This is a genomic window from Halorubrum sp. 48-1-W (assembly GCF_003287355.1).
In the GTDB taxonomy this organism is placed as follows: domain Archaea; phylum Halobacteriota; class Halobacteria; order Halobacteriales; family Haloferacaceae; genus Halorubrum.
On sequence record NZ_QMIM01000026.1, the window covers coordinates 1 to 21198 of the forward strand.

General features: G+C 69.3%; 23 protein-coding genes and 1 pseudogene. 8 read left to right on the plus strand and 16 right to left on the minus strand.

Features of this window, described 5'->3' with window-relative positions; all coding sequences use genetic code 11:
* Window positions 1–333 precede the first annotated feature (333 nt).
* Both DQW50_RS12590 and DQW50_RS12595 read right to left on the minus strand, forming a co-directional pair.
* The gene (locus tag DQW50_RS12590; RefSeq protein WP_112079630.1) at window positions 334–2853 is read right to left on the minus strand and encodes an RND family transporter; all 2520 of its coding nucleotides are present in this window, start codon (window positions 2851–2853) and stop codon (window positions 334–336) included.
* Window positions 2854–2961: 108 nt separating this feature from the next.
* Window positions 2962–4998 (minus strand): COG1361 S-layer family protein, encoded by a 2037-nt coding sequence (locus DQW50_RS12595; protein WP_112079631.1) that lies wholly within the window; start codon window positions 4996–4998, stop codon window positions 2962–2964.
* A gap of 286 nt (window positions 4999–5284) precedes the next feature.
* Between DQW50_RS12595 and DQW50_RS12600 the strand changes: the two genes are divergently transcribed.
* Window positions 5285–5968 carry a TetR/AcrR family transcriptional regulator gene (locus DQW50_RS12600; RefSeq protein WP_112079632.1) on the plus strand — a complete coding sequence of 228 codons (684 nt, stop codon included), beginning with the start codon at window positions 5285–5287 and terminating at the stop codon, window positions 5966–5968.
* 9 nt (window positions 5969–5977) lie between these two features.
* Here the strand turns inward: DQW50_RS12600 and DQW50_RS12605 are convergent, their stop codons facing one another.
* Entirely contained in the window at window positions 5978–6679 is a 702-nt protein-coding gene (locus DQW50_RS12605; protein ID WP_112079633.1) for an HD domain-containing protein, read from the minus strand.
* 231 nt (window positions 6680–6910) lie between these two features.
* On the opposite strand from DQW50_RS12605, the gene DQW50_RS12610 reads away from it, so the two are divergent.
* The 3 genes from DQW50_RS12610 to DQW50_RS12620 all read left to right on the plus strand — a co-directional run bounded on the left by DQW50_RS12610 (window position 6911) and on the right by DQW50_RS12620 (window position 8713).
* Window positions 6911–7720, plus strand: coding sequence for an alanyl-tRNA editing protein (locus DQW50_RS12610; protein ID WP_112079634.1), 810 nt, complete (start codon window positions 6911–6913; stop codon window positions 7718–7720).
* A 61-nt stretch (window positions 7721–7781) separates the two neighbouring features.
* Window positions 7782–8105: a transcription factor S gene (locus tag DQW50_RS12615; RefSeq protein WP_112079635.1), complete on the plus strand. Its 324-nt coding sequence runs from the start codon at window positions 7782–7784 to the stop codon at window positions 8103–8105.
* A 50-nt stretch (window positions 8106–8155) separates the two neighbouring features.
* Window positions 8156–8713 (plus strand): hypothetical protein, encoded by a 558-nt coding sequence (locus DQW50_RS12620; RefSeq protein WP_112079636.1) that lies wholly within the window; start codon window positions 8156–8158, stop codon window positions 8711–8713.
* 155 nt (window positions 8714–8868) lie between these two features.
* On the opposite strand, the gene DQW50_RS12625 is transcribed toward DQW50_RS12620, so the two are convergent.
* From DQW50_RS12625 to DQW50_RS12635, 3 genes are all read right to left on the minus strand, one after another.
* A complete protein-coding gene (locus tag DQW50_RS12625) occupies window positions 8869–9411 on the minus strand; it encodes a hypothetical protein (protein ID WP_112079637.1) in 543 nt (180 codons plus the stop codon).
* A 59-nt stretch (window positions 9412–9470) separates the two neighbouring features.
* A complete protein-coding gene (locus DQW50_RS12630; protein ID WP_112079638.1) occupies window positions 9471–9890 on the minus strand; it encodes a methylglyoxal synthase in 420 nt (139 codons plus the stop codon).
* A gap of 92 nt (window positions 9891–9982) precedes the next feature.
* Window positions 9983–11908, minus strand: a complete 1926-nt coding sequence (locus tag DQW50_RS12635) for a beta-CASP ribonuclease aCPSF1 (RefSeq protein WP_112079639.1) — start codon at window positions 11906–11908, stop codon at window positions 9983–9985.
* 223 nt (window positions 11909–12131) lie between these two features.
* Between DQW50_RS12635 and DQW50_RS12640 the strand changes: the two genes are divergently transcribed.
* A complete protein-coding gene (locus tag DQW50_RS12640) occupies window positions 12132–12647 on the plus strand; it encodes a hypothetical protein (RefSeq protein WP_112079640.1) in 516 nt (171 codons plus the stop codon).
* Here DQW50_RS12640 and DQW50_RS12645 read toward each other — a convergent pair.
* The 7 genes from DQW50_RS12645 to aglF form a co-directional block, all read right to left on the minus strand.
* Window positions 12637–13503, minus strand: coding sequence for an SDR family oxidoreductase (locus DQW50_RS12645; protein ID WP_112079641.1), 867 nt, complete (start codon window positions 13501–13503; stop codon window positions 12637–12639). The genes DQW50_RS12640 and DQW50_RS12645 overlap by 11 nt on opposite strands.
* Window positions 13504–13558: 55 nt before the next feature.
* A complete protein-coding gene (locus DQW50_RS12650; protein WP_112079642.1) occupies window positions 13559–14020 on the minus strand; it encodes a GNAT family N-acetyltransferase in 462 nt (153 codons plus the stop codon).
* Between the two features lie 79 nt (window positions 14021–14099).
* Entirely contained in the window at window positions 14100–14873 is a 774-nt protein-coding gene (psmA, locus tag DQW50_RS12655; RefSeq protein ID WP_112079643.1) for an archaeal proteasome endopeptidase complex subunit alpha, read from the minus strand.
* A gap of 4 nt (window positions 14874–14877) precedes the next feature.
* Window positions 14878–15357, minus strand: coding sequence for an Rpp14/Pop5 family protein (locus DQW50_RS12660; protein WP_112079644.1), 480 nt, complete (start codon window positions 15355–15357; stop codon window positions 14878–14880).
* Window positions 15358–15372: 15 nt separating this feature from the next.
* Entirely contained in the window at window positions 15373–16017 is a 645-nt protein-coding gene (locus DQW50_RS12665) for a class I SAM-dependent methyltransferase (protein WP_112079645.1), read from the minus strand.
* Window positions 16001–16741, minus strand: coding sequence for an RNase P subunit p30 family protein (locus tag DQW50_RS12670; RefSeq protein WP_112079646.1), 741 nt, complete (start codon window positions 16739–16741; stop codon window positions 16001–16003). The genes DQW50_RS12665 and DQW50_RS12670 overlap by 17 nt, the downstream gene beginning before the upstream one ends.
* Window positions 16742–16862: 121 nt before the next feature.
* On the minus strand, window positions 16863–17648 hold the full coding sequence (gene aglF / locus DQW50_RS12675; protein ID WP_198664677.1) for a UTP--glucose-1-phosphate uridylyltransferase AglF: 786 nt from the start codon (window positions 17646–17648) through the stop codon (window positions 16863–16865).
* Window positions 17649–17779: 131 nt separating this feature from the next.
* Here aglF and DQW50_RS12680 point away from each other — a divergent pair, with 131 nt between their 5' ends.
* The 3 genes from DQW50_RS12680 to aglM all read left to right on the plus strand — a co-directional run bounded on the left by DQW50_RS12680 (window position 17780) and on the right by aglM (window position 19889).
* Window positions 17780–18025: a UPF0175 family protein gene (locus tag DQW50_RS12680; protein ID WP_112079647.1), complete on the plus strand. Its 246-nt coding sequence runs from the start codon at window positions 17780–17782 to the stop codon at window positions 18023–18025.
* On the plus strand, window positions 18015–18512 hold the full coding sequence (locus DQW50_RS18490) for a DUF3368 domain-containing protein (RefSeq protein ID WP_112079648.1): 498 nt from the start codon (window positions 18015–18017) through the stop codon (window positions 18510–18512). The genes DQW50_RS12680 and DQW50_RS18490 overlap by 11 nt, the downstream gene beginning before the upstream one ends.
* A 78-nt stretch (window positions 18513–18590) precedes the next feature.
* On the plus strand, window positions 18591–19889 hold the full coding sequence (gene aglM, locus DQW50_RS12690) for a UDP-glucose 6-dehydrogenase AglM (RefSeq protein WP_112079649.1): 1299 nt from the start codon (window positions 18591–18593) through the stop codon (window positions 19887–19889).
* A gap of 85 nt (window positions 19890–19974) precedes the next feature.
* Here the strand turns inward: aglM and DQW50_RS12695 are convergent, their stop codons facing one another.
* The 3 genes and pseudogenes from DQW50_RS12695 to DQW50_RS17890 all read right to left on the minus strand — a co-directional run.
* Complete coding sequence (locus tag DQW50_RS12695; RefSeq protein WP_112079650.1) at window positions 19975–20310, minus strand: type II toxin-antitoxin system PemK/MazF family toxin; 336 nt, start codon at window positions 20308–20310, stop codon at window positions 19975–19977.
* The gene (locus DQW50_RS12700) at window positions 20307–20657 is read right to left on the minus strand and encodes a MarR family transcriptional regulator (RefSeq protein WP_112079651.1); all 351 of its coding nucleotides are present in this window, start codon (window positions 20655–20657) and stop codon (window positions 20307–20309) included. Before DQW50_RS12700 ends, DQW50_RS12695 begins: the two co-directional genes overlap by 4 nt.
* A 187-nt stretch (window positions 20658–20844) precedes the next feature.
* Window positions 20845–21198 (minus strand): annotated as a pseudogene (locus DQW50_RS17890) (hypothetical protein); the annotation flags it as partial.

Here is a 21198-nt window from a genome sequence, read left to right on the forward strand (position 1 = left end):
CGTTCACGAGAGCAGAGCTCTCGTGAGCCAATCAGAACGCAGTGCGTTCTGATGACGACGTAAGGACCGCAAGGAGCGAGTGAAACGAGCGACTGAGGACCGCAGCGAGCGTGCGCCCGCCTCGCGACTGGGGCTTTGGAGGTGTTCTCCGAAGTCGCGTTCGCTCCTCTGTAGTACCGAACTGCTGGGGCTTTGGAGACGTTCACCGCGCCAGCAACGATATTCTGCTACTCACCCCGGTCTCCATCGAAATCTCCGTCGTACAAGCGAGACGTATCTGACACCACGCTTCGAACGTCGCGTGGAATCGGTGGGGGGGATGATATCAACAGATCACCCGGACTCCCTCCCGCTGTGCTCCCCCTCTCTACGCTCCCCCTCGCCGAGCGTCGCCTCCAACCCGAGCCCGACGCGGGAGCCGTAACGGTCCCAGACGACCACGAGCGAGGGCACCAACACGATCGAACAGAGGTACGCGTAGAACACGCCGAGCGCGAGGAGCACCCCGAACTCCTGGATCAGGGGGATCACGGCGAGCCAGAGGACGCCGAGGCCGGTGACCGTCGTGAGCATGCTCCCGGTGAGCGCGCCGCCGGTGCCGCGGATGGTGACGTCGAGCGCGTCCTGGAGCGGCATGCCGGCCTTGTACTCGTCGACGAACCGGTGGACGAAGTGGACGGTGTAGTCCACCCCGAGCCCGATCGACACCGAGAGGATCGGCGCGTTGATCGGCGTCAGCGGGACGTCGAGGACGTACATCGACCCGACCAACAGCCCGACGGTCGCGAGCACGGGCACGAGGTTCAACGCGCCGTACACCGCCTTCCCCTCCAGGTAGCGGTACGAGAGCATCAGAAACGCCGCGGTGAGGACGAACGCCGCGATCAGGCTCCGAACCGCCGAGTCGAGCAGTAGCTCGATGACGGCCTCGTTGACGACGAGCTGGCCCGTCGCGACCGCCGTGAGCGGGGTTCGCTCGGCGAGTTCGCGGACGTCCGCGACCGCCTCCGCGTCGTCGACGCCCGGCCGGATCGTGTAGTCGATCCGGGCGCTCCCGCGGTCGGCTGCGAGGTACCCGCGCGCCTCCTCCTCCGCCGGGGAGTCGAGTAACGCGTCGTACACCTCGTCGACGTTGCGGTCGGGGACGCCGTTTCCGAGCCGGTCGTTCCGCTCGACGAGCCGGCGGAACTCGGGGTCGCTCTCGGCGCGGTCCTCGATCACGGTGACGACGCTCGTCGCGGAGGCGCGGCGCTCGTCGGTCGTCTCGAAGGTGTCCGGTGGGTTTCGCGTGGTCCGGTCGATCAGCTCGAGCGAGTCGTCGTCGCGGACCGACTGGTCGACGTACAGCGTCACGGAGCCCACGAAGCTCCGATCGAACTCCTCCTCGAAGAGGGTGAGCACGTCGAGGAACGTGTAGTCCGTCGGCGCGAGCGGCTCGGGGAGCTGGCTGTACGTCTCCAGGCGCTCCTCGTCCGGGAAGAACGCCTCCTCGGAGAACTCGGTGTCGACACCCGTCCCGTACGCGCCGCCGAGCGCCCCGCCGAGGAGCACGACGACCACGACGAGGACCGGTGCGACCCGTGAGAGGTCGACGCCGACGTGGAGGACCGCCCCGAGGCGCGACCCGCCGCTCCCGAGCGGCGTGGACCCGAACTCCGGGATCGGGAGCCGTTCGCGCGTCCGGTCGACGAGCACCTTCACGGCGGGGAGGTAGACGCCGAAGACGAGGAGGGTGAAGCCCATCCCCACCGCAGCGACGATCCCGAAGTCCCGGTTCGGTTCGAAGGGACTCACGACGTTGGCGATCAGGCTGACCACGGTCGTGATCGTCACGAGCAGGAACGCGATGAAGAGCTGGTCGGTCGTCGTCCGCATCGAGTCGCCGATCCCCCCGCCGTCCAGCCGCTCCTCGCGGTACCGGTTGATGATGTGTATCCCGAAGTCGATCCCGACCGCGACGAGCAGCGGGAAGACGGTGATGAGCGAGTCGGAGAAGGGGATCCCGGCGTACCCCATGAACCCGAACGTCCACAGCACCGACATCCCGAGCGCGGAGAGGCCGAGCGCCATGTCGATCGGGTCACGGTAGGCGAGGATCAGGAACAGCAGGATGAACAGGATCGCTGCGGGGAAGACGATGACCGCCGTGTCGGTCAACAGCGCGTTGATCTCGCTCTGAAGGATCCCGTCGCCGAACAGGATCGCGTTCTCGCCGGCCTCCATGCCCGGAACGGAGTCGACGACCGCGACGCTTTGCACCTGGAGCGTCTCGACCCGCGCGGTCGTCGCGGCGTCGGGCACGTCGTAGGTGACCCCGACGATCGCGCTGTCGGCACGCTGTGCGGTCGGGTTGTAGTCGGTCGACACCTGCCCGGCCACCGCGCCGGACTCGTCCGCAGCCTCGATCGCCTCGGCCAGCTCGCGCGGCGTCGCCTCCGCGACCGCGTCGCGCTGGTCACCCGGCGTCTCCGCCGAGGGGTCGAGCTGTCTCGCGATCGCGTTCGCGTGGCTCGACGTCGACGCGACCCGCAGGGTCGAACGCGACTCCAGACGGTGTTGCATCTCCAGGATCCGCACGAGCGCGTTCCGCGAGAGCACGTCGTCGTCGGAGACGATCACCTGCGCGGACGTCTCCGAACCGCCGATCGAGGACTCGAACTCCTCGTCGATGTCGTCGAGCGCCCGCTGGGCCGGGATGTCCTGGGTGAACTGGTCGGCCCCCGCGGACGTCGAGATGGCCGTGACGCCGCCGAGCGCGACGACGCTCACGAGCAGGAACGCGACGATGACGGTGACCGGACGGCCGACGGCGAGGTCGTCGACGCGCTCGACGAGCCGGTCGGCGGCGGTCACCGTCCTCCCCCCGATCGCGGCCCCCGTGCTCGCCGTCGTCGCCCTCCTTCCCCGGGATACGACCGCCGCCGCCGCGGAGACCGATTCGCTTCAGGTCCGGTCATCGGGTCACCGTCGGCCGCGATACCAGACCGCTCCGCCCACGAGCACGACGAGGATCAGGACGCCGAGAACGACCGTGAGCGTCGACGGACCGCCGTCGTCGACGGGTTCGGACACGTCGAGCGGGTACTGCGTCACGTCGGAGATCCGGTCGTCACCCCCCTCGTCGTCGTATCGGAAGTCCAGCTCGATCGGATACGTCCGGGCGCTCGCGCTCTCGGCAGCCGACACCTCGAACCGGATCTCAGTCGACTCCCCGGGTTCGAGCTCGTCGACGAACGCCTCGTCCTCGACGGCCGATATCGGGTCGTCGGCGTACAGCCCGGCGTTGATGGACGAGAGCGTCTCGGGGCGCTGGTTGGTGATCTCGAAGGTGATCCGTCGCGTCTCGCCGGCCGGCACGACCGGGTCGTCGGCCTCGATCGCGAACTCAGGTTGCCGCGGGGCGACCTCGATCCGTGCGGTCGACTCGTCGGTCAGCGTCGCGTCGTCGCCCTCGTACTCCACGGTGAACCGGACCTGTCGCGGACCCGGGTCGGCCTGGCCGCTCACGTCGGCGTCGAACGCGAAGTCGGTCGACTCGCCGGGCGCGAGCGCCGGGAGCGCGTACCGGTTCTCGCCGAGCGTCACGCGGGCGCTCCCCGGCTCGGCCACGAGCACCGCCTCGTCGACACTCCGCGGCCCGTCGTTGGTGAGCGTCCCCGAGACGGTGCCCGAGTACCCCACCTCCAGGCTCCCGTCGACGCCGTCGACGGCGAACGACTGGCCAGGGCCCACCTCGACCCGGGCCGTCGACTCGTCGGTCGCGGTGCGGTCCCCGCTCTCGTGCTCGACGACGAACCGCACCTGTCGCGGGCCGGGGTCGGCCTCCCCGCTCACGCCGGCGTCGAAGGAGACGTCGGCCGACTCGCCGGGCGCGAGCTCCGGGAGCGCGTACCGGCTCTCGTCGAACGTCACGCCGGGGCTCGACGACTCGACGACGACGACGGCGTCGTCGACCGAGAGCGGCCCGTCGTTTTCGACCGTCCCGGTGACGGTCCCCGAGTGGCCCACCTCGAGGCTTCCGGCGACGTCGTCGACCGCGAACCGCTGTTCGGGGGTCGGGGTCACCCCGACTCGCGAGGAGGGCGAGGTGACCTCCGCCCCGTCGCCGTCACGGTACTCGACGGTCGATCGCAACACGTACGTCTCGCCCGCGAACTCGGACGCGACCGACGAGTCGAACGCCACGGTGCGGTTCTCGCCTGGGTCCCAGTCGCCGACGAACACGTCCGGCGGGCCGTCGACGCCCACCGTGACGCCGCTTCCCGAGGCGCTCCCCGTGACGACCGCGTCGCGGGCGGTCTCGTCACCGACGTTCCGCAACGTCGCGTTCACGTCGCCGGTCCCGCCGACCTGTGCGTCGGTGTCGGCGTCGACGATCGCGAAGCGCGCCCCGTCGTCGACCACCACGGTGACGTCGAACTCCTCGGTCCGGCTGGAGTCGTAGTGGGTGCTCCCGTTCGGGACGACCGTCCGGGTGTAGCTGTAGCGGACCGTCACGTCGAGGTCGTACTCGCCGTCCGCCGCGTCGTCGGGGACGGCGACGTCGATCGGGACCGAGGTGGGCGTGCCCGTCGGCACGTCGCCGACGGCGACCTCGCCGGTCGTCACCTCGATCGGGTCGTCCTCGTCTTCGGCCTCCGCCTCGAGTCGGAGGCTCCGCGCGGTCGTCACGCGCGGGTCGAGTTCGCTACCGATGTCCATCTCGCCGGTGTTGAGAAGGTCGACGGTGACCGTCGACTCGCCGCCGGTCGGAACCGTCGGCTGTGAGAGGTACGTCTCGAGGTCGGGTTCGCCGCGGACCTGTCCGCCAGCCTGCGCGACCGCGTCGCCGGCGTCGTCCCCCCCGACCGCGAGCGCGGTCGCCGGCTCCACATCACCCGGAGTCGACTGCGTTTCGGCCGAAGCGGGGTCCGCTGCGACGCCGGCGAACGTCCCGGCGACGGCGACGAGGAGGACACAGGTCACGACGAGCACCGACCGACCGGACGGTGCCGTCACCGTTCACCCCCGGAAACGAACGCTCGTCGATCCCGGGATGCGGGTCGAGGACGAGCGGGCCGGACGCGAGCCGGGCGAAGGGAGGACGAACCGGCCGAACGGTCCGAGTTCCGGCGGCTGAAACCGTGGACAGCGGGGACAGGAGGCGTGAGAACGGAGCTCCGGGGCGCCGTCGCCCCGAGCGCCGGTGGTCGAGTCATGGGTTCGTCTCTCCCGCCTCCGGCATAAGCGTATTGAATGAACGTTCAATCAGGACCGGTATATACTCTCCCCGGGTAGAGCCCGCATGGACGACCCGTTCACGGAGCCGGCGGACACCCGCGAGGCCATCCTCGGTGCGGCGTTCCGCGCGCTCTGTGAACACGGGTACGCGGACCTCACGATAAAGCGGATCGGCGAGGCGTTCGAGAAGAGTCCCTCGCTCGTGTACCACCACTACGACGGGAAAGACGAGCTACTGCTCGACCTCCTCGAGTTCCTCCTCGACGGCTTCGAGGCGGCCGTCTCGACGGAGGCGTTCGACCTCCCGCCGCGGGCGCGCCTCGACGCCTACGTCGCCGCGATGACGGACCCGTCCGACGTCGACGACGCGCACGCCCCCGACGACGGGTACGTTCCCGACGGCCGGTTCTTCACCGCGGTCGTCGAACTCCGCGCGCAGGCGGCGACCGACGAGGCGTACCGGGCGCACTTCGACCGGAGCGACCGCGTGTTCCGACGGTTCCTCGAACGGTCGGTACGGGAGGCGGCTGTAGAGGTCGCCGAACCGTCCGATCGCGCCACCGACGGGGCCGACGGCGCCGCTCGTTCCGTCGCCCCCGCGGCGGTCGCCGCGACGCTCCAGACGCTCGCGACCGGCGCGATGGTTCGGTGGACGACGACGACCGACCGGGACTGGGTCGGCGGGGTCCGCGAGGAGACGGACCGGTACCTCTCGACTGCGCTACCCGCGGTCGACCCGGACGCGTGACCTCCCGGGCTACCGCTCCGTGGTCCCGTCGGCGTCCATTCGGCTGACCTCCTCTTCGAGCCACTCGCGGATCCACTGGACCCGCTTGATCCGCTGGTGGGCGATGCTCTCCGCGGTGTCGGAGACCACCCGGTCGGTGTGGTCGCGGCCGCGGTCGAGGACGCGGTCGACCATCTTCGCGGCGTCCATGTGGGTCCGAGACTCGTACCCCATCCGCAGTAGCATCAACACGGCCCCGTTCGCGCCGACCTTGTCGAGCACGTCCGCCTCGATCAGACACCGGCTCTCGAGGGGCACGTCCGCGAGGTCGCCGGTGTAGGAGTGGTCGACGACCACGCCGTACACCTCCTCGATGAACGACTCGGGGTAGGTGCCGCGGCTCCGGAGGTACTCGCGGGCCACGCGCGCGCCGGCCTCGGCGTGGACGTCCTGGTCCACCTCGAGTTTGGCCACGTCGTGGAACGCCGCCGCCACCCGGACCACGTCGACGTCCGCGCCCTCGGCCTCGGCGATCTCCTCGGCGAGATCGATCACGTTGAGGATGTGGTTGAAGCGGTACTCCGCCGAGTGCCAGGGGTACCACCGCATCCGGCCGCCGTCGTCCTCGCTCTCGACGCTGGCAGCGAGGTAGTCCCGCACGAACCGTTTCATCTCCTCGAAGTCCGCGTCGTCCACCTCCGTCTCCTTAATCTCGACGCCCACGAAGACCACCTCGGGCGAAAAACTCGTGATTCATTGTCGTAACCGAGGAGCGTTCCGTTCTTAGTCGTTACGACGAGGGCCGCCGACCGGCTCCTCCGCCGACGGGGCGGACCCGGACGACGCCCGCGACGGGACCGAACGGGGTCGAGACCCCCCCGTCGTCGTATCCATCGTCAGCCCCCGCTCGCATCCGTCGCGCGCTCGCGGGAGTTTATATGCCATCGACCGCTCTCGGATCACGTGACCGAGCAACGATACCTCGCCGACGACACGGTCCGACGGTTCGAGGCGACCGTCGAGCGAACCCTCGACGACCGGGTCGTCCTCGACGGCACGCACTTCTACCCGACCGGCGGCGGCCAGCCGCACGACACTGGCGTCCTTCGCGTCGCCGACGACTCGGACCGGCGCTGGCGCGTCGTCGACGTCGAGAAGACGGACACGATCTACCACACGCTCGCGCCCGCCGACGACGCGGACCGTCCCCTCCCCGAACCCGGAACCGCCGTGGTCGGCGAGGTCGACTGGGACCGCCGCCACGCACACGCACGGTATCACACCGCACAGCACCTGCTCTCGGCGCTGCTGCTCGAGGAGTTCGGCGCGCGCACGACCGGCAACCAGCTGTACGCCGATCACGCTCACCTCGACGCGGCCTACGACCGGTTCGACGCCGACGACCTCGCGCGGATCGAGGCACGGCTCAACGAACTCGTCGACGACAACCGGCCGGTCACCAGCTACACGATGGACCGCGCAGCGGCGGAGGCGACGCTCGACACGGACCGGACCCGGATCGACCTCCTCCCCGATTCGATCACCGAGTTGCGGATCGTCGAGATCGGCGGCCTCGCGGGCGAGGGTGACCGGTCCGGTCCCGACGTCCCGGACGACGGCCCGTCCGACTCCGAACCCTACGACCGCACGGCCTGTGCGGGGACGCACGTAAGGTCCACCGGCGAGATCGGCGAGGTCGTCGTCACCGGCCGCGAGACGAAGGGGAGCGAGGAGGAGCGCGTCCGGTTCGCCCTCGCCGAGCACGTCGCGTGACCGCCGCGAGTCCCCGAGGTGGGATCCCGCTGTTTATGTGTGGCCCCTCGTTGGTTCGTGCATGAAGTTCTGCGACGAGTGCGGCTCGATGATGAAGTCGGGCGAGGGCGAGGACCACTGGGTCTGTGACGCCTGCGGCCACGAGGTCGGTCGCGACGAGGACGAGGAGGACGCCTGGACGACGCAGTCACAGGAGGAGTCCGAGATCGTCGACGTCAGCGACGCCGAGGACAAGGGGCTCCCGGAGACGACCGCCTACTGTCCGGAGTGCGGGAACGACCGCGCGTACTGGTACATGCAACAGATCCGCTCCGCCGACGAGTCCGAGACGCGCTTTTTCGTCTGTACCGAGTGTGAACACAAGTGGCGCGAGGACGACCACTGACCGGGCGATCCACCCCCGCCGTTTAGGTCCGTCCCGCCGAAGGAACCGGCATGGATCCCCCGGTCGTCCCCGCCGACCGTCTCGACGGCTGGGAGCGCGTCGAACGCGCCACGGAGCGTCCGTTCGCCGCCGGCCCGGTCTCGGTGACGGCGGGCACGGCCCGATACGAGCGGGTCGACCGGCCGGAGCCGCGGCCGTTCTTCTTCGCGAGCCGACTCCGGATCCGTCCCGAGACGTCGCCGAACGCGGCGCTCACCCGGATGGTCGAGGACCGCGCGCGGTCGGGCTTCCGCGACCGGCTCGCCGACCGCGACGTCGAGGCGGTGGAACGCCGTGAAGGGCGGGAGATATCGATCGACGACCCGACAGCCTCCCGAGCGACGCTCTGGACGTTCCGCGGGACGTGTCGGCTCGACGGGAAGCGGTCCCCGAACGACCGGGAAGGCCGCCCAGAACTCGACCGCACCACCGTCCCCGTCGAGGCGCTCCTCGCGGTGTGGGAGGCCGGCGAGTACCTCCTCGCGGGCGGCGCGTACCCGCTGACGGGTGACCCGGAGGAGGCACGCCGGGAACTGCTGCGGCTGGTCCGTGGAACGCGTCCGCCGTGACCGACGCCGGGCGGGACGGACCCCGCGGTTCACCCTCGGCAGGGGAGGGACCCCGCGATTCACCCTCGGCAGGGGAGGGACACCGCGGTCCGCCCTCAGCAGGGGAGGGGCCCCACGGTCCGCCCTCAGCAGGGGAGGGGCCCCACGGTCCGCCCTCAGCAGGGAACCGCGCCCGCGGCCGACCCCACCGGGGGGCGGTCCTCCCCGTAGGTCGCGTCGCCGATCGTGCCGTCGAACATCGGGAGCCGGAGCTCGTAGGTGTACACCAGGTCGAACGCTGCGAAGGGGTCGACCCCGGTGGCGACGAGGCCGGGGGCGTCCAGCCGGACGCCGGCCGCGAGCGTGACGATCGGCTGGTCGTCGAGCGTCCCCGCGAGTTCGACGCCGAACTCGTTGCCGGCGGAGGGGTCGGTGAGCACCGAGACGTGGACCAGCGCGTCGATCGTCGCCGGCGGGTCGCCGATCGCCAGGGGGTATCCCTCGCCGGCGAAACACTCGGTCAGCGGTCCGACCTCGCGGTCGGTTCCCCCCGTGGTGCCATCGGCCGGCTCCGCCGGGGCCCCGACGACGACCCCGGGGACGGCCGCGGTCGCGACGAGGAGACAGAGGCCCGTGACGAGGACGGGGAGACGGACGTCCGCGAGGGACCGACCCGTCGCTCCGTCGGCCGCACCGTCCGATCCCGTTCGCCTCCCCATCGGGTCCGCCTACGACGGCCCGAACATAAACCCCGACGCGTCGATTATCGACGGTGATATCAGTCGCGGAGCGGCGACCGCTCGTCGAGGAGTTCGTCGTCGATCGGCTCCTCGACCCCGAGCAGTCCTCGAACGAGCAGTTCCGCCGACGCGAGGTTGGTGGCGACGGGGACGTCCTTCACGTCACAGACGCGCAACAGCGCGGAGATGTCCGGCTCGTGGGGCTGTGCGGTGAGGGGATCGCGGAGGAACACCACCCCGTCTATCCCGCCGTTCGCGACCATCGCCCCGATCTGGAGGTCGCCGCCGAGCGGGCCAGAGGCCTGCCGGTTCACCGCCAGGCCGGTCTCCTCGGAGATCCGCTTCCCCGTCGTTCCGGTCGTCACCAACTCGCACTCGCCGAGGACGTCCGCGTGGGTCGTCACGAACGCCACCATCTCGTCTTTGAGTTCGTCGTGAGCGATGAGCGCGATGCGCATGCGGGGACATCGCCGCGGCGGGTCTTAAAATATCAGTCGCGACGACGCTACCCGGGGCACCGAACCGTCCGTATCACCGAACCGTCCGGGTTCTATTTGAACCGGAACGTCTCCAGGTTCTTCGGCGCGAACGTCCGCATGTTGTAGTCGTGATACAGCGCCGACGAGAGGTCCTGGACGGACCGCTCGTCGCCGTGGACACACAGCACCTTCTCGGGCCGGGGGTTCATCGTCTTCACGAAGTTCTCCAGCCCCTGCCGGTCGGCGTGTCCGGAGAAGCCGTCGACGGTCTCGACACCCATCTCGAGCGAGAGGGTGTCGCCGCGGCCGCCGTTGCCCCAGTCGGAGACGGGGATCTCGTCCCAGCCGTTCTGGATCCGCCGTCCCAGCGTCCCCTGGGCCTGGTAGCCGACGAAGACGAGCTTCGAGTCCGGCTCGGGGCCGATGTGGCGGAGCCACGACATGATCGGCCCGCCCTCGACCATCCCCGACGTCGAGAGGATGATACACTGGTCGCCGTCGGCGACGTCCTGGCGCTCCTCTTCGCCGCCGTCGATGTGGTTGAACTCCTCGGCGAGGAACGGGTTCTCGTCCTCGTGGAAGATCCGGTTCCGGAGGTCGTCACGGAGGTACTCGGGGTAGGTGGTGTGGATGGCGGTCGCCTCCCAGATCATCCCGTCGAGGTGGACCGGCATCGAGGGGATGTCGCCCTCGCGCATCGCCTCCTCCAAGACGAGCATGATCTCCTGGGAGCGCCCGACCGCGAACGCCGGGATGACGACCTTCCCGCCCTCCTCGTACGTCTCGTTGATGACTCGTTTGAGTGCCTCCTCGGAGTCGTCCTGGTCGGTCTGGTAGTCGTTGCGCCCGCCGTAGGTCGACTCCAGGACGAGCGCCTCGACGCGGGGGAAGTCGTTGACCGCGCCGTTGAACAGACGCGTGTCCTCGTAGTGGATGTCGCCGGAGAAGGCGACGTTGTAGAGGCCGTCGCCGATGTGGAAGTGCGTCACCGCGCTGCCGAGGATGTGGCCCGCGTTGTGGAAGGTGAGCTTGACGTCGGGCGCGATGTCCGTCACGTCGCCGAACTCCAGCGGGATCGTGTGTTTGATCGTCTCGCGGACCTGCGCGGACTCGTACGGCGGGGTGCGGCCCTCCTTGGCAGCGACGTCGAGGTAGTCGAGCTGGAGCAGTCCCATCAGATCGCGGGTGGGTTCGGTGGTGTACACCGGGCCGTCGTACCCGTACTTGTAGAGGAGGGGTAGTAGCGCCGAGTGGTCGAGGTGGGCGTGCGTCAACACTACAGCGTCGAGCGTGTGTGCGCCCGCACCGAGCGCCTCCGGCACCTGGAGGTACGGGACCTCGCCCTCCGCACCGGGTTTGTCCCCGCAGTCGATCAGGATACGCGTCTCGGGCGTCGAGAGGATGAATGCGGCGCGGCCGACCTCGCGACAACAGCCGAGCGTCGTGATCCGCACCCACTCGTCGTCGGCCATCTTCTCGCGGTGGATCTGTCGGCCGACGCGCTCTAAGATGTCGCGACGCTCTTCGCGTTCGTTCTTCAGGAAGTTCCGGACGTTCGAGACGGTCGAGGACTCGATCGGCGGGGTCCGGACGACCTCCGGGGTCCACCCGATCTCCTGGGTGATCTCACGGAGCGTGGAGCCCCGTCGGCCGATCACCATGCCGGGCTTCTCGGCCTCGATCACCACCTCGCCGGTGTCCTCGTGGAAGTCGAGGTCGGTCACCCCCGCGTCGTCGGGGATGACCTCCCGTATCTCGGCTTCGGCCCGTTCCGGCGGCGACAGCACCGACGGGTCCGGCCGGACCGTGATCCGCTTGCGGAGCTTCGAGGCGAGTCGCCGGATCAGGTCGCCGTCGCCCGCGAACCGCTTGGGGTCTCGGGTGTACACGACCAGCTCCGGTCCCTCGTATTTGACGTCCGTGACGCTCACGTCGTTCGGGACCTCCTGTTCTATCGTCGACTTCAGGTTCTCGAGTTGCTTATCGACTTGGCTCATAGCTCACCGCGGGCCGTAGATCGCCGCCGCCGTCGGGTCGGACTGGCACCGAGACGCGATGTCTCGCCGGGTACACAGACCGTGACGGGGGAGGCATAGTGGAAGTACTGTCCGTATGTACCGTTGCGGGAACAGCCAGCGAAAACCCGCTTATCTCGAAATAGACCCCCTTCGTTATAAAAGACTTCGCAAAACGGATACCCGTCGCCGGCCAGATCCGCCCATGCGCGTCACCCCCGAGACGGTCCGCGAGGAGCACGCATGGGTCCGCGACCGCGCCCCCGTCGTCGTCCCGATACTCAACGACACCCGCGGCCGCCTCGGCGACCTGTTCGACACCGAGGTGGATCGGATAGACGACGCGACGTACCGTCGTGAGGTCGACGCCGTCTTCGCGGACGGCGAGGTTGGCGTCAACGTGGCCGGCTACGTCACCCTCCTCCGCGAGCTGGACGTCGCCGGTGACTACCCCGGCTTCGTCGTCGACGAGGTCCTCGGCCGGGAGCTCGCGGGGACGATCGCCGGCGGACGGCCGCTCTCGCTGCTCGCGCAGGCGACGTTCCACTTCGCGGACGTCCACGTCGACCGCGACGCGACCGCCGAGGCGGACGGGGCCGGGACCGCGGGCGCTGACGACCTCGACGCCGCGCTCGCCGCGGGTTTCCAGACGCGGCTCCCGGGCTGGAAGTGGCGCGAGGGGGAGAACCCGTTCGCGGTCGACCCCGACCCTACGAGGTGAACGTCCGGACCAGCTCGAACCCCTTGTCGCGGATCGCGTCCGGAAGGAACCGGGCGAGCACGCCGACGCGCGCCGGGGTGCCGGGCTGGACGCGGGCGGGCGGTCGCGTCGCGCTCGCGGCGTCGAACACCGCCGCTGCGACGAGTTCGGGTTCGACGGCACCCGGGCCGTCGCCGCCGACCAGCTTCGCGTCCTCGAACAGCGCGTAGAAGTCCTCGTACGCGCCCGATCGCTCGATGCCGTCGCTCGCCTCGGGGTCGGCCTCCCGCGCGACGCGGTCGGAAAAGCTCGTCCGAACGGGGCCGGGCTCGACCACGACGACGTCGACGCCGAACTCGCGGACCTCGTTGCGGAGGGCGTCCGACATCGCCTCGAGCGCGAACTTCGACCCGGCGTAGACGCCGCCGCCGGGAAAGGACACCCGCCCCGCGACCGAGGAGACGTTGACGATCGTCCCGTCGCGCTCCCGTCGCATCGCCGGCAACACGGCCCGGATCAGGCGGTGGGGGCCGTACACGTTGACGTCGAACTGCTCGTGGACCGTTCCCGTGGTGACCTCCTCTATGGGCCCGAACTGGCCGTAGCCGGCGTTGTTGACGAGGGCGTCGATCGCGCCCTCCTCGTCGAGGACCCGATCGACGACGCGGTCGACGTCGCCCCCGTCGGTGACGTCGAGCGTCGCCAGCTCACAGCCCGCCTCGCCGAGCGTCTCGATGTCCGCGGGGTTCCGCGCGGTGGCGTACACCGTCCACCCCTCGTCGTTGAACGCGTGCGCCGTCGCGCGGCCGATGCCCGAGGAACACCCGGTGATGAGTACCGTCTTCTGCACGCGTCGTCGGTCGGCCCCCGCCGGCATAACTCTCCCGACCCGAGCGCAGTCGACCTCGCGGGTGCCCGGATCGGAACACCGATCACAGCTTCTCGGTTCGGACCTCCATCGCCCTCGACTCGGGCGCGGTCGGTTCGAACCCCCAGCGCTCGTAGAAGCCGTCGACGTCGGCGAGGAGGTCGACGTACGTCCCGTCCGGCGCGTTCTCGCGGAGCCAGGCGACGAGCGCGTCCATCATCGCCGTCCCGATCCCCCGTCCCTGGTGCGGCTCCGCGACCGCCATGTCCGAGACGTGAAAGACCGACCCGTCGTCGCCGACGACCCGCGCCATCCCGACCGCCGTTCCGCCGCCGGTCTCGACGACGTGAACGCCGTAGGTCGTGTTCGGGAGCCCGCGCGCTATCGCCTCGCGCGAGCGGTCGCTCATGCCGGCCTCCCGGCGGAGCCGGAGGAAGTCGTCGACCGACGGCGTCGTCGCCCGCAGTTCGTATCCGGTCGGGAGCGTCGAGCCCCCGGGACCCCGCGCGGATTCGTCGTCGCTCATGCGTCCCCTTTCGCGTCCGGAAAAATGGTCGTTTCGGCCGCGCCGGTCGGGCGAGACATCTCGACTGCTCCGCCCGGCGCTACTCCTCGTCCGCGTCGCCCGACTCGTCGTCCTCCTCGTCGGTCGCGATCAGGTCGCGCTCGACGAGGATCGACTCGAGTTCCTCGGCGGACACCTCGGCGTACTGGGCGTCGTCGACGGTGATCGTGGCGACGCCGACGCCCTCGGGCGTGAGCCCGTCGTCGTTGGTCTGCGCGAGGGTGTCGAGCGCGAGCCCGACCGCCTCGTCGGTGGAGATACCCTCCTCGTACTCCGCCTCGAGGTAGTCGCGGAGGTCGCTCCGGTCGGACCCGATGGAGAGCGCCTGCCACTCGTAGGGCGTCCCGGAGGGGTCGGTCTCGAAGAGGCGGGGCTCGCCGTTCTCGATCCCGCCGACGATGAGCGCCACGCCGAAGGGACGCGCGCCGCCGATCTGGGTGTACTGCTGGATGTGGTCGGTGATCGTCTTCGTCAGCGTCTCGATCCCCATCGCCTCGCCGTAGCGCAGTCGGTTCACCTGCGCCTGCCGGCGCGCGAAGTCGATGAGCTGTCGGGCGTCGGCGACGTGGCCCGCGCTGGCGACGCCGACGTGGTCGTCGGCCTTGTGGAGCTTCTCGATGCTCGCGGGTTCCATGAGCGGGGAGCGAGCGCGCTTGTCGGCTGCGAGGACGACCCCGTCCTCGGCGCGGATGCCGACGCTCGCCGTCCCGCGTTTGACAGCCTCCCGCGCGTACTCGACCTGGTAGAGTCTGCCGTCGGGAGAGAAGATGGTGATTCCTCGGTCGTACGCCTGCTGTTGGGATTGGCCCTGCATGATATCACTCGATGTCGAACGCCGCCGCGCCGACGTAACCCGACTCGGCCCGCACGTCGTACGCGTCACCGCGCACGACGGCGGACCGCTCGGCGTCCCCGAACGCGACGTCTCGCTGTGTCGAACTGGCGGCCGCGCGACCCATATATCTTTCCTCACAGGCACGGACCGTCCCGGAGGTCCCCCGGACGCGGATCCCCACGGGGTGGCCGTCGACCTCGCTCACACAGGCGATCGCGGCGCGTGCCTCCCCGACGTGACCGCGACGGACCCTGACGACCGCCTCGCCCGCCCCTCCCGAGAAGGAGAACGAGAGCAGTTTCAGCACGGCATCGGCGCTGCCCGTATCCCCGAGCAGGTTGCCGGCGCCGTACCAGAGCGCGCGCTGGAACGCTCGGCGGCCCACCACGGCGTCCGGCCACGCCTCGATCCCGACGGCGAGGTACCGCCAGCGCGGACGGAGGTGTTTCGGGAGGTGTTTCACGCGGGCCCCTCGCGGTCACTCGGCACCGGGCACCTCGTCGCCCGAGCCGATCCGCTCGGCGACGATCACGCCGACCTGGTCGTGGACGCGCTCGACCGCGACGACCGCGAAGCCGACCGCCGTGAACGCCTCGACGAGGGTCCCGACCGTCGCCGGGTCGTCGACCTCCGGGCCGTAGAACGGCTCCTCGGGGTCCGGCTGCTCGAAGAACATCACGTCGCCGAGGACGATCCGGCGCGCGCCCGTGTCGGCCATGACCCGGATCGCCTCGCGTTTCTCGTCGTCGGCGAGGTGGTGGAGCGCGAAGTTCGACGTGACGACGTCGACCGGTTCCCGGTCCGGCCCGTCGAGGTTGGGCTCGCGGAACTCGCCGTAGGCGAACTCGACGTTCGTGACCCGGGCCTCCGAGGCCTTTCTGCGGGCCTCTTCCATCATCCCCTCGCTGATGTCGCGGGCGAGGACGTACTTCGCGTCCGGCGCGAGCGCGAGCGCGATGGCGCCCGTGCCCGCGCCGAGGTCGGCCACCACGTCGTCGGGGCCGGGGTCGGCGTAGTCGACGACGAGGTCGGCACAGGCGTGGTACTCGTCGCTCTTCGAGTCGTCGTACTCCGCAGCCTTCGCCGTGAAGCGGGCCGCGTGATCCTCAACGCTCCGTTTCATACCGTCCACGTCGGACCCCCGGCTCTATGAAGTCCCCGGAGAGCCGTTCGCGGTTCCGCACCGCGATGTCGCCCCACGCGCGCAGGCCCTCGCGGACCCACTCGGGGTCGAACCCCGCCTCCGCAGCGACGGCGACCAGCTCGCGGGGCGCGCGCAGTTCGAGGTGGGAGGCTGGGTTCGCGCTGACGACGTGGGGGGCGTCGTAGTAGGTCACGATCTCGCGGAGCTTCCGGAGGTCGGCGAGCGCCCGGACGCGGTGTCCCCCCGCCTCCCGGAGGACCGGCCCGAGGTCGAACTCGACGTGGACCCCGTTGTCGCGGGCGGCCTTCGCGAGGACGTGGTTGAACCCGCCTCCGCCGGCGTTCGGGCGCGCGAGCACGTCGACGCGCGGCTCCTCGACCGCGTATCGGTTCAGCCGGTCGTCGCCCCCGACGACACAGACGACGGCGTGATCGGGGCGGCGGTTCCCGACGGCCCCCGACGCTGCGGTCGGTCCGTCGACGTCGACCTCGACCGCGTCGACGACGTCGATCCCGTACTCGTCGCCGATAGCGACGGGGTCGGTCGCCGGGGCGGTCGCGTTCGCCTCGCCGTTTCGGTCCCCAGACTCCAGCGCGGTCCGCGTCCGAACGACGACCCCGTCGTACCCGTACCGCGCCGCCGTCATGGCATGCCGGGCGACGGTGGCGTCGCCGTCCGGATGCGCGTGGACCGCCTCGTACATGTCCGGCGGTTCGCGCCCCCACGGTATCGGCGTTGCGCTTTCGTCGACGTCTCCCCGCCGTACGGGGCGACGCGACCAACCGACGCCCGATTCAGGGGGACGCGACCAACCGACGCCCGACTCAGGACTCCTCTGAGGCGGCCGTCTCGGCGTCCTCGCCGTCAGTCTCGCCGGCCCCGCCGACCACCTCTCCGCGCTCCTCGATCAGCCGTTCCTCGGCCGTCTCCCGGTCTTCGGGGTAGCCGATGTCGGTCCGCCAGCCGTCCATGCGGATCGCGTCGATGGTGCGGCCGGACGCGATGAGCAGGTCGACCGCGTCCGAGATCTCGTACTCGCCGCGGTTGGAGGGCTGGACGAGGTGACACGCGTGGAAGATCGCGGGCGTGAACGTGTAGAAGCCGGTCATCACGAGGTTGCTCGGCGGGTCCTCGGGCTTCTCGACGACCTCGACGATCTCGCCGTACTGGTTCGTGTCACACACGCCGTACCGGCTCGCCTCCTCGTAGGGCACCTCCTCGACGAGGAACGCGGCGTCGGCGCGCGTCTCCCGCTGGCGGTTGACGACGTCCTCGAGGTTCGCGCGGAACACGTTGTCGCCGAGCATCAACATGAAGTCGTCGTCGATGTGCTCCTCGACGGTGAGCAGCGCGTGTGCCAGCCCCTTCTGTTCGCGCTGGTGGGTGTAGGTGATCGGGACGCCCTCGTACTCGTCGCCGTAGTGGTCGATGATGACCTCCTTCATGTAGCCGACGACGGCGATGAGCTCGTCCGCGCCGAGGTCGATCAGCTGGTCGAAACAGTGGGTGATGATGGGTTCCCCGTCCACCTCGACCATCCCCTTGGGTTTGTCCTCGGTCAGCGGTCGGAGGCGGGTACCCTTGCCGGCTGCGAGTACGACGGCTTTCATTGAGCGGCCCTTTCTGTCATAGACGTATAAGGATTCGGTCTTCTGGGATCGGTCGTACTGAGACGATGACCTCACAGCCACTTCGGCTCGAGGGCCAAACACTCAATACTTGACCCGTCCACGTTTCCGACATGGCCACCATCGAGATCGACGACGAAGTGTACGACGCCGTACAGCTTCCGGAAGGTGAAAGATCCCAGGAAATGAAACGGGAGCTCGCCGTCTCGCTGTACGCACGCGGCGTCCTCTCGTTCGGCAAGGCTCGCGCGCTGGCGGAGTCGTCCAAACGGGAGTTTCACGAACTCCTCGGCGAACGTCGGATCCCGCGCCACTACACCGAAGCGGAGCTCGACGAGGACGTCGAGTATGCCCGATAGGAAGGTCGTCGTTTCGGACACCTCCCCGCTGCTCAATCTCTCGCTCATCGGACGGCTCGACCTGCTTAAATCACAGTTTGCCCAAATCACTGTTCCGACTCAGGTCTGGGGGGAACTCACCGACGGAGCGGAAGGCGTAGACGCGCTTCGCGACCTGCGCGAGCAAGGATTTCTCACGCTGGTCGAAGTGGATCGTACGGACCTGTTCGTCGAGATCCATCACGAATTGGATCTCGGCGAGACAGCGGCGATCTGTTGTGCTGTCCAACGCGATGCCGACCTCGTATTACTTGATGAACGCGACGGTCGACGGGTCGCCCGCAGACACGACCTGTCCCTCACCGGCGTGATCGGCGTGCTGCTCCGCGGTGCTGAGACGGGCGATGTCAAGCTAGAGGCGGAGCTCACCGCTCTCCGCGAGGCTGGATTCTGGATCTCCGACGACCTCTTCTCGACGGTTCTCGACCGCGCGGACGGTTCGATGTGAGCGCGGTGACCGCGCACCGACCCGGCGGCCCGAACCGCGACCCCGCGGTTTTTGCCCTCGCCCCTCGTCGTGTCGTCCATGAACGTCAACGTCGTCGGCAGCGGCTACGTGGGAACGACGCTCGCTGGCTGTCTGGCGGAGATGGGCCACGAGGTCACGGCCATCGACATCGACGAGTCCGTGGTCGAGACGATCAACGAGGGCCGGGCACCGCTTCACGAGCCCGGTCTCGACGAGCTGCTCGCCGAGCACGTCGGCAGCCGGCTGCGGGCGACGACCTCGTACGCCGACCTCGCGGACGCGGACCTCACGTTTCTGGCGATCGGTACTCCCTCACGGCCCGACGGGAGCATCGACCTCGGCCCGCTGTCGGCGGCCGCGGAGATGGTCGGCGAGGCGCTGTCCGGGATCGACGGCGACCGCGAGCACCTCGTCGTCGTGAAGTCGACGATCACGCCGCCGGGCCTCGACCGGATCCGGGAGGCGCTCGCGACCGGGCTCGGTGACGTCGCCGGCGACGTGGAGCTCGCGACGAACCCGGAGTTCCTCCGGGAGGGGACCGCGGTCGCGGACTTCCAGGACCCGGACAAGGTCGTCTTCGGGACGGAGTCGGCGTCGGCGCTCGCGGCGCTGGAGGAGCTGTACGCGCCGTTGATCGAGTCGACCGACAGCCCCGTCGTCCGGACGGACCCGGAGACGGCGATGTTGATCAAGTACGCCAACAACGCCTTCCTCGCGACGAAGATCTCGCTCGCGAACGACCTCGGGAACGTCAGCAAGGAGTTCGGGCTCGACGCCTACGAGGTGATGGAGGCGGTCGGGCTCGACGACCGGATCGGCGCGCAGTTCCTTCGGTCGGGGGTGGGCTGGGGCGGGTCGTGTTTTCCCAAAGATGTTAACGCATTGATATCTTCTGCGAGGGAGGTCGGCTACGAGCCGCCCCTCCTCACTGCGGCCGTCGAGGTGAACGACCGCCAGCCCGAGCGCCTGCTCGCGTTGCTCGACGAGCACGTCGACGTCGCGGGCCAGCGCGTGGCCGTCCTCGGGCTGGCGTTCAAGCCCGGCACGGACGACGTGCGCAACTCGCGGGCGATCCCCCTGATCGAGGGGCTGTTGGAGCGTGGAGCGGTGGTCGTCGGCTACGACCCCGTCGCGACCGAGACCATGCGCGAGGTGTTCCCCGGGACCGAGATCGAGTACGCGGACTCGGCCGCGGACGCGCTCGCGGGCGCGTCGGGCGCGGTCGTCGCGACCGACTGGGACGAGTTCACAGCACTGGACGGGGAGTTCGACGCGATGGCCGAGCCCGTGGTCGTCGACGGCCGGCGGATAATCGAACGGCGCGAGGGGATCACGTACGAGGGATTGACCTGGTAGGTCGGTCTCGAGTCGACGTCCCGTGATGACCACAACGTGACCACGATCACAGTGGCGTACACGACTCTCTCCCGTCGTTTCGGAACTAGGGCGTCACGACGCGCTCGACGCGCTCGACCGCTCGATCCACGACCTCCTCGTGGAGCGTACCCTGTCGATAGTTCACCCACTCAGTTTTGACGGCATTCACGGACCACGGCATGATCGAACTCGACTCGGGGGCACCCCCGTCCATCCAGTGAGCGTCCTCGAGCGGGATCCGTTCGTCGTGCCACGTTCGCGTGGTCAGTGCGAGCGCGATGTACTGTTCGCCATGAAACGGCGTCTCATCCGTACTGACGACGAGGAACGGACGACCCGCCGACTCGTCGTCTCCGAACGGGTCGGTCGCGACCACCACGTCTCCACGTTCCCAACTCATTCGGACGGGTTCGTCGCAGCGTGATCCCGCCACTCCTCGAGGTCCTCCGCGCCGAACCGCTCGTCTAAGGCGTCCATGCTCCGGTGGAATCGAAACGCGTCCCGGACCGCCTGCTCGTCGCCGATCGCCCAGTAGTCTCCCTTGTGTTCGAGGAGGTCCCGTTCCCGGAGTCGACGAAGCACGGTGCCGATGGAGGTCTTCTTCACTCCCGTGCCCTCCGCGATCTCGGAGGGGGTAAACGCCTTGTCGTCGTTCCGGTAGAGGAACCGGACGACCCGTTCCGCGTTCGTCACCGCCGTGAGTTCCTCGTCGTCGGACTCGGTGAACGTCTCGATGTCGATCGGCATGCTTGTCAGTACTGTCTCCAATGTCATAACCCTTCTCTCGTCACCCGGCTCGGGTGGTCGACGGAGCGGAAACGGCGGACGGCCACGGTCATGCCGTAGGTCCTTCTCGAACGACGGACGGCGGGACGATCGGCCGAAAAACCTGAGGGGCCGGTACAGCTCCGCTTTCTACGTTGTCGCGTCCCGACTATCTCGTCCCGTGAGCGTCGGCCTCGCGGGAGGGCGCACGGACGCGTTCGACGCCCTCCGCGAAGTCGATCGCCGGCTCCCAGCCGGTGGCCTCGCGGAACGTGGAGGCGTCGGCCGTGGTGTCGTGGGCGGAGCGGCCGACGGGGCACCCGACGGAGACGGGGTCGACTTCGGTGCCGAGCGCGTCGTCGAGCATGTCGACGGTCCCGTCGACGGAGTAGACCTCCTCGGTGCCGGCGTCGTCGACGCCGATGGGGCTCGTGGTCGACAGCGAGTTCGCTGGCGCGTGCGACGTCCCTCCAGAACGCCCGAACCGACCGCGTCGTCGACGATCGCGACGTCGGCGCGGGAC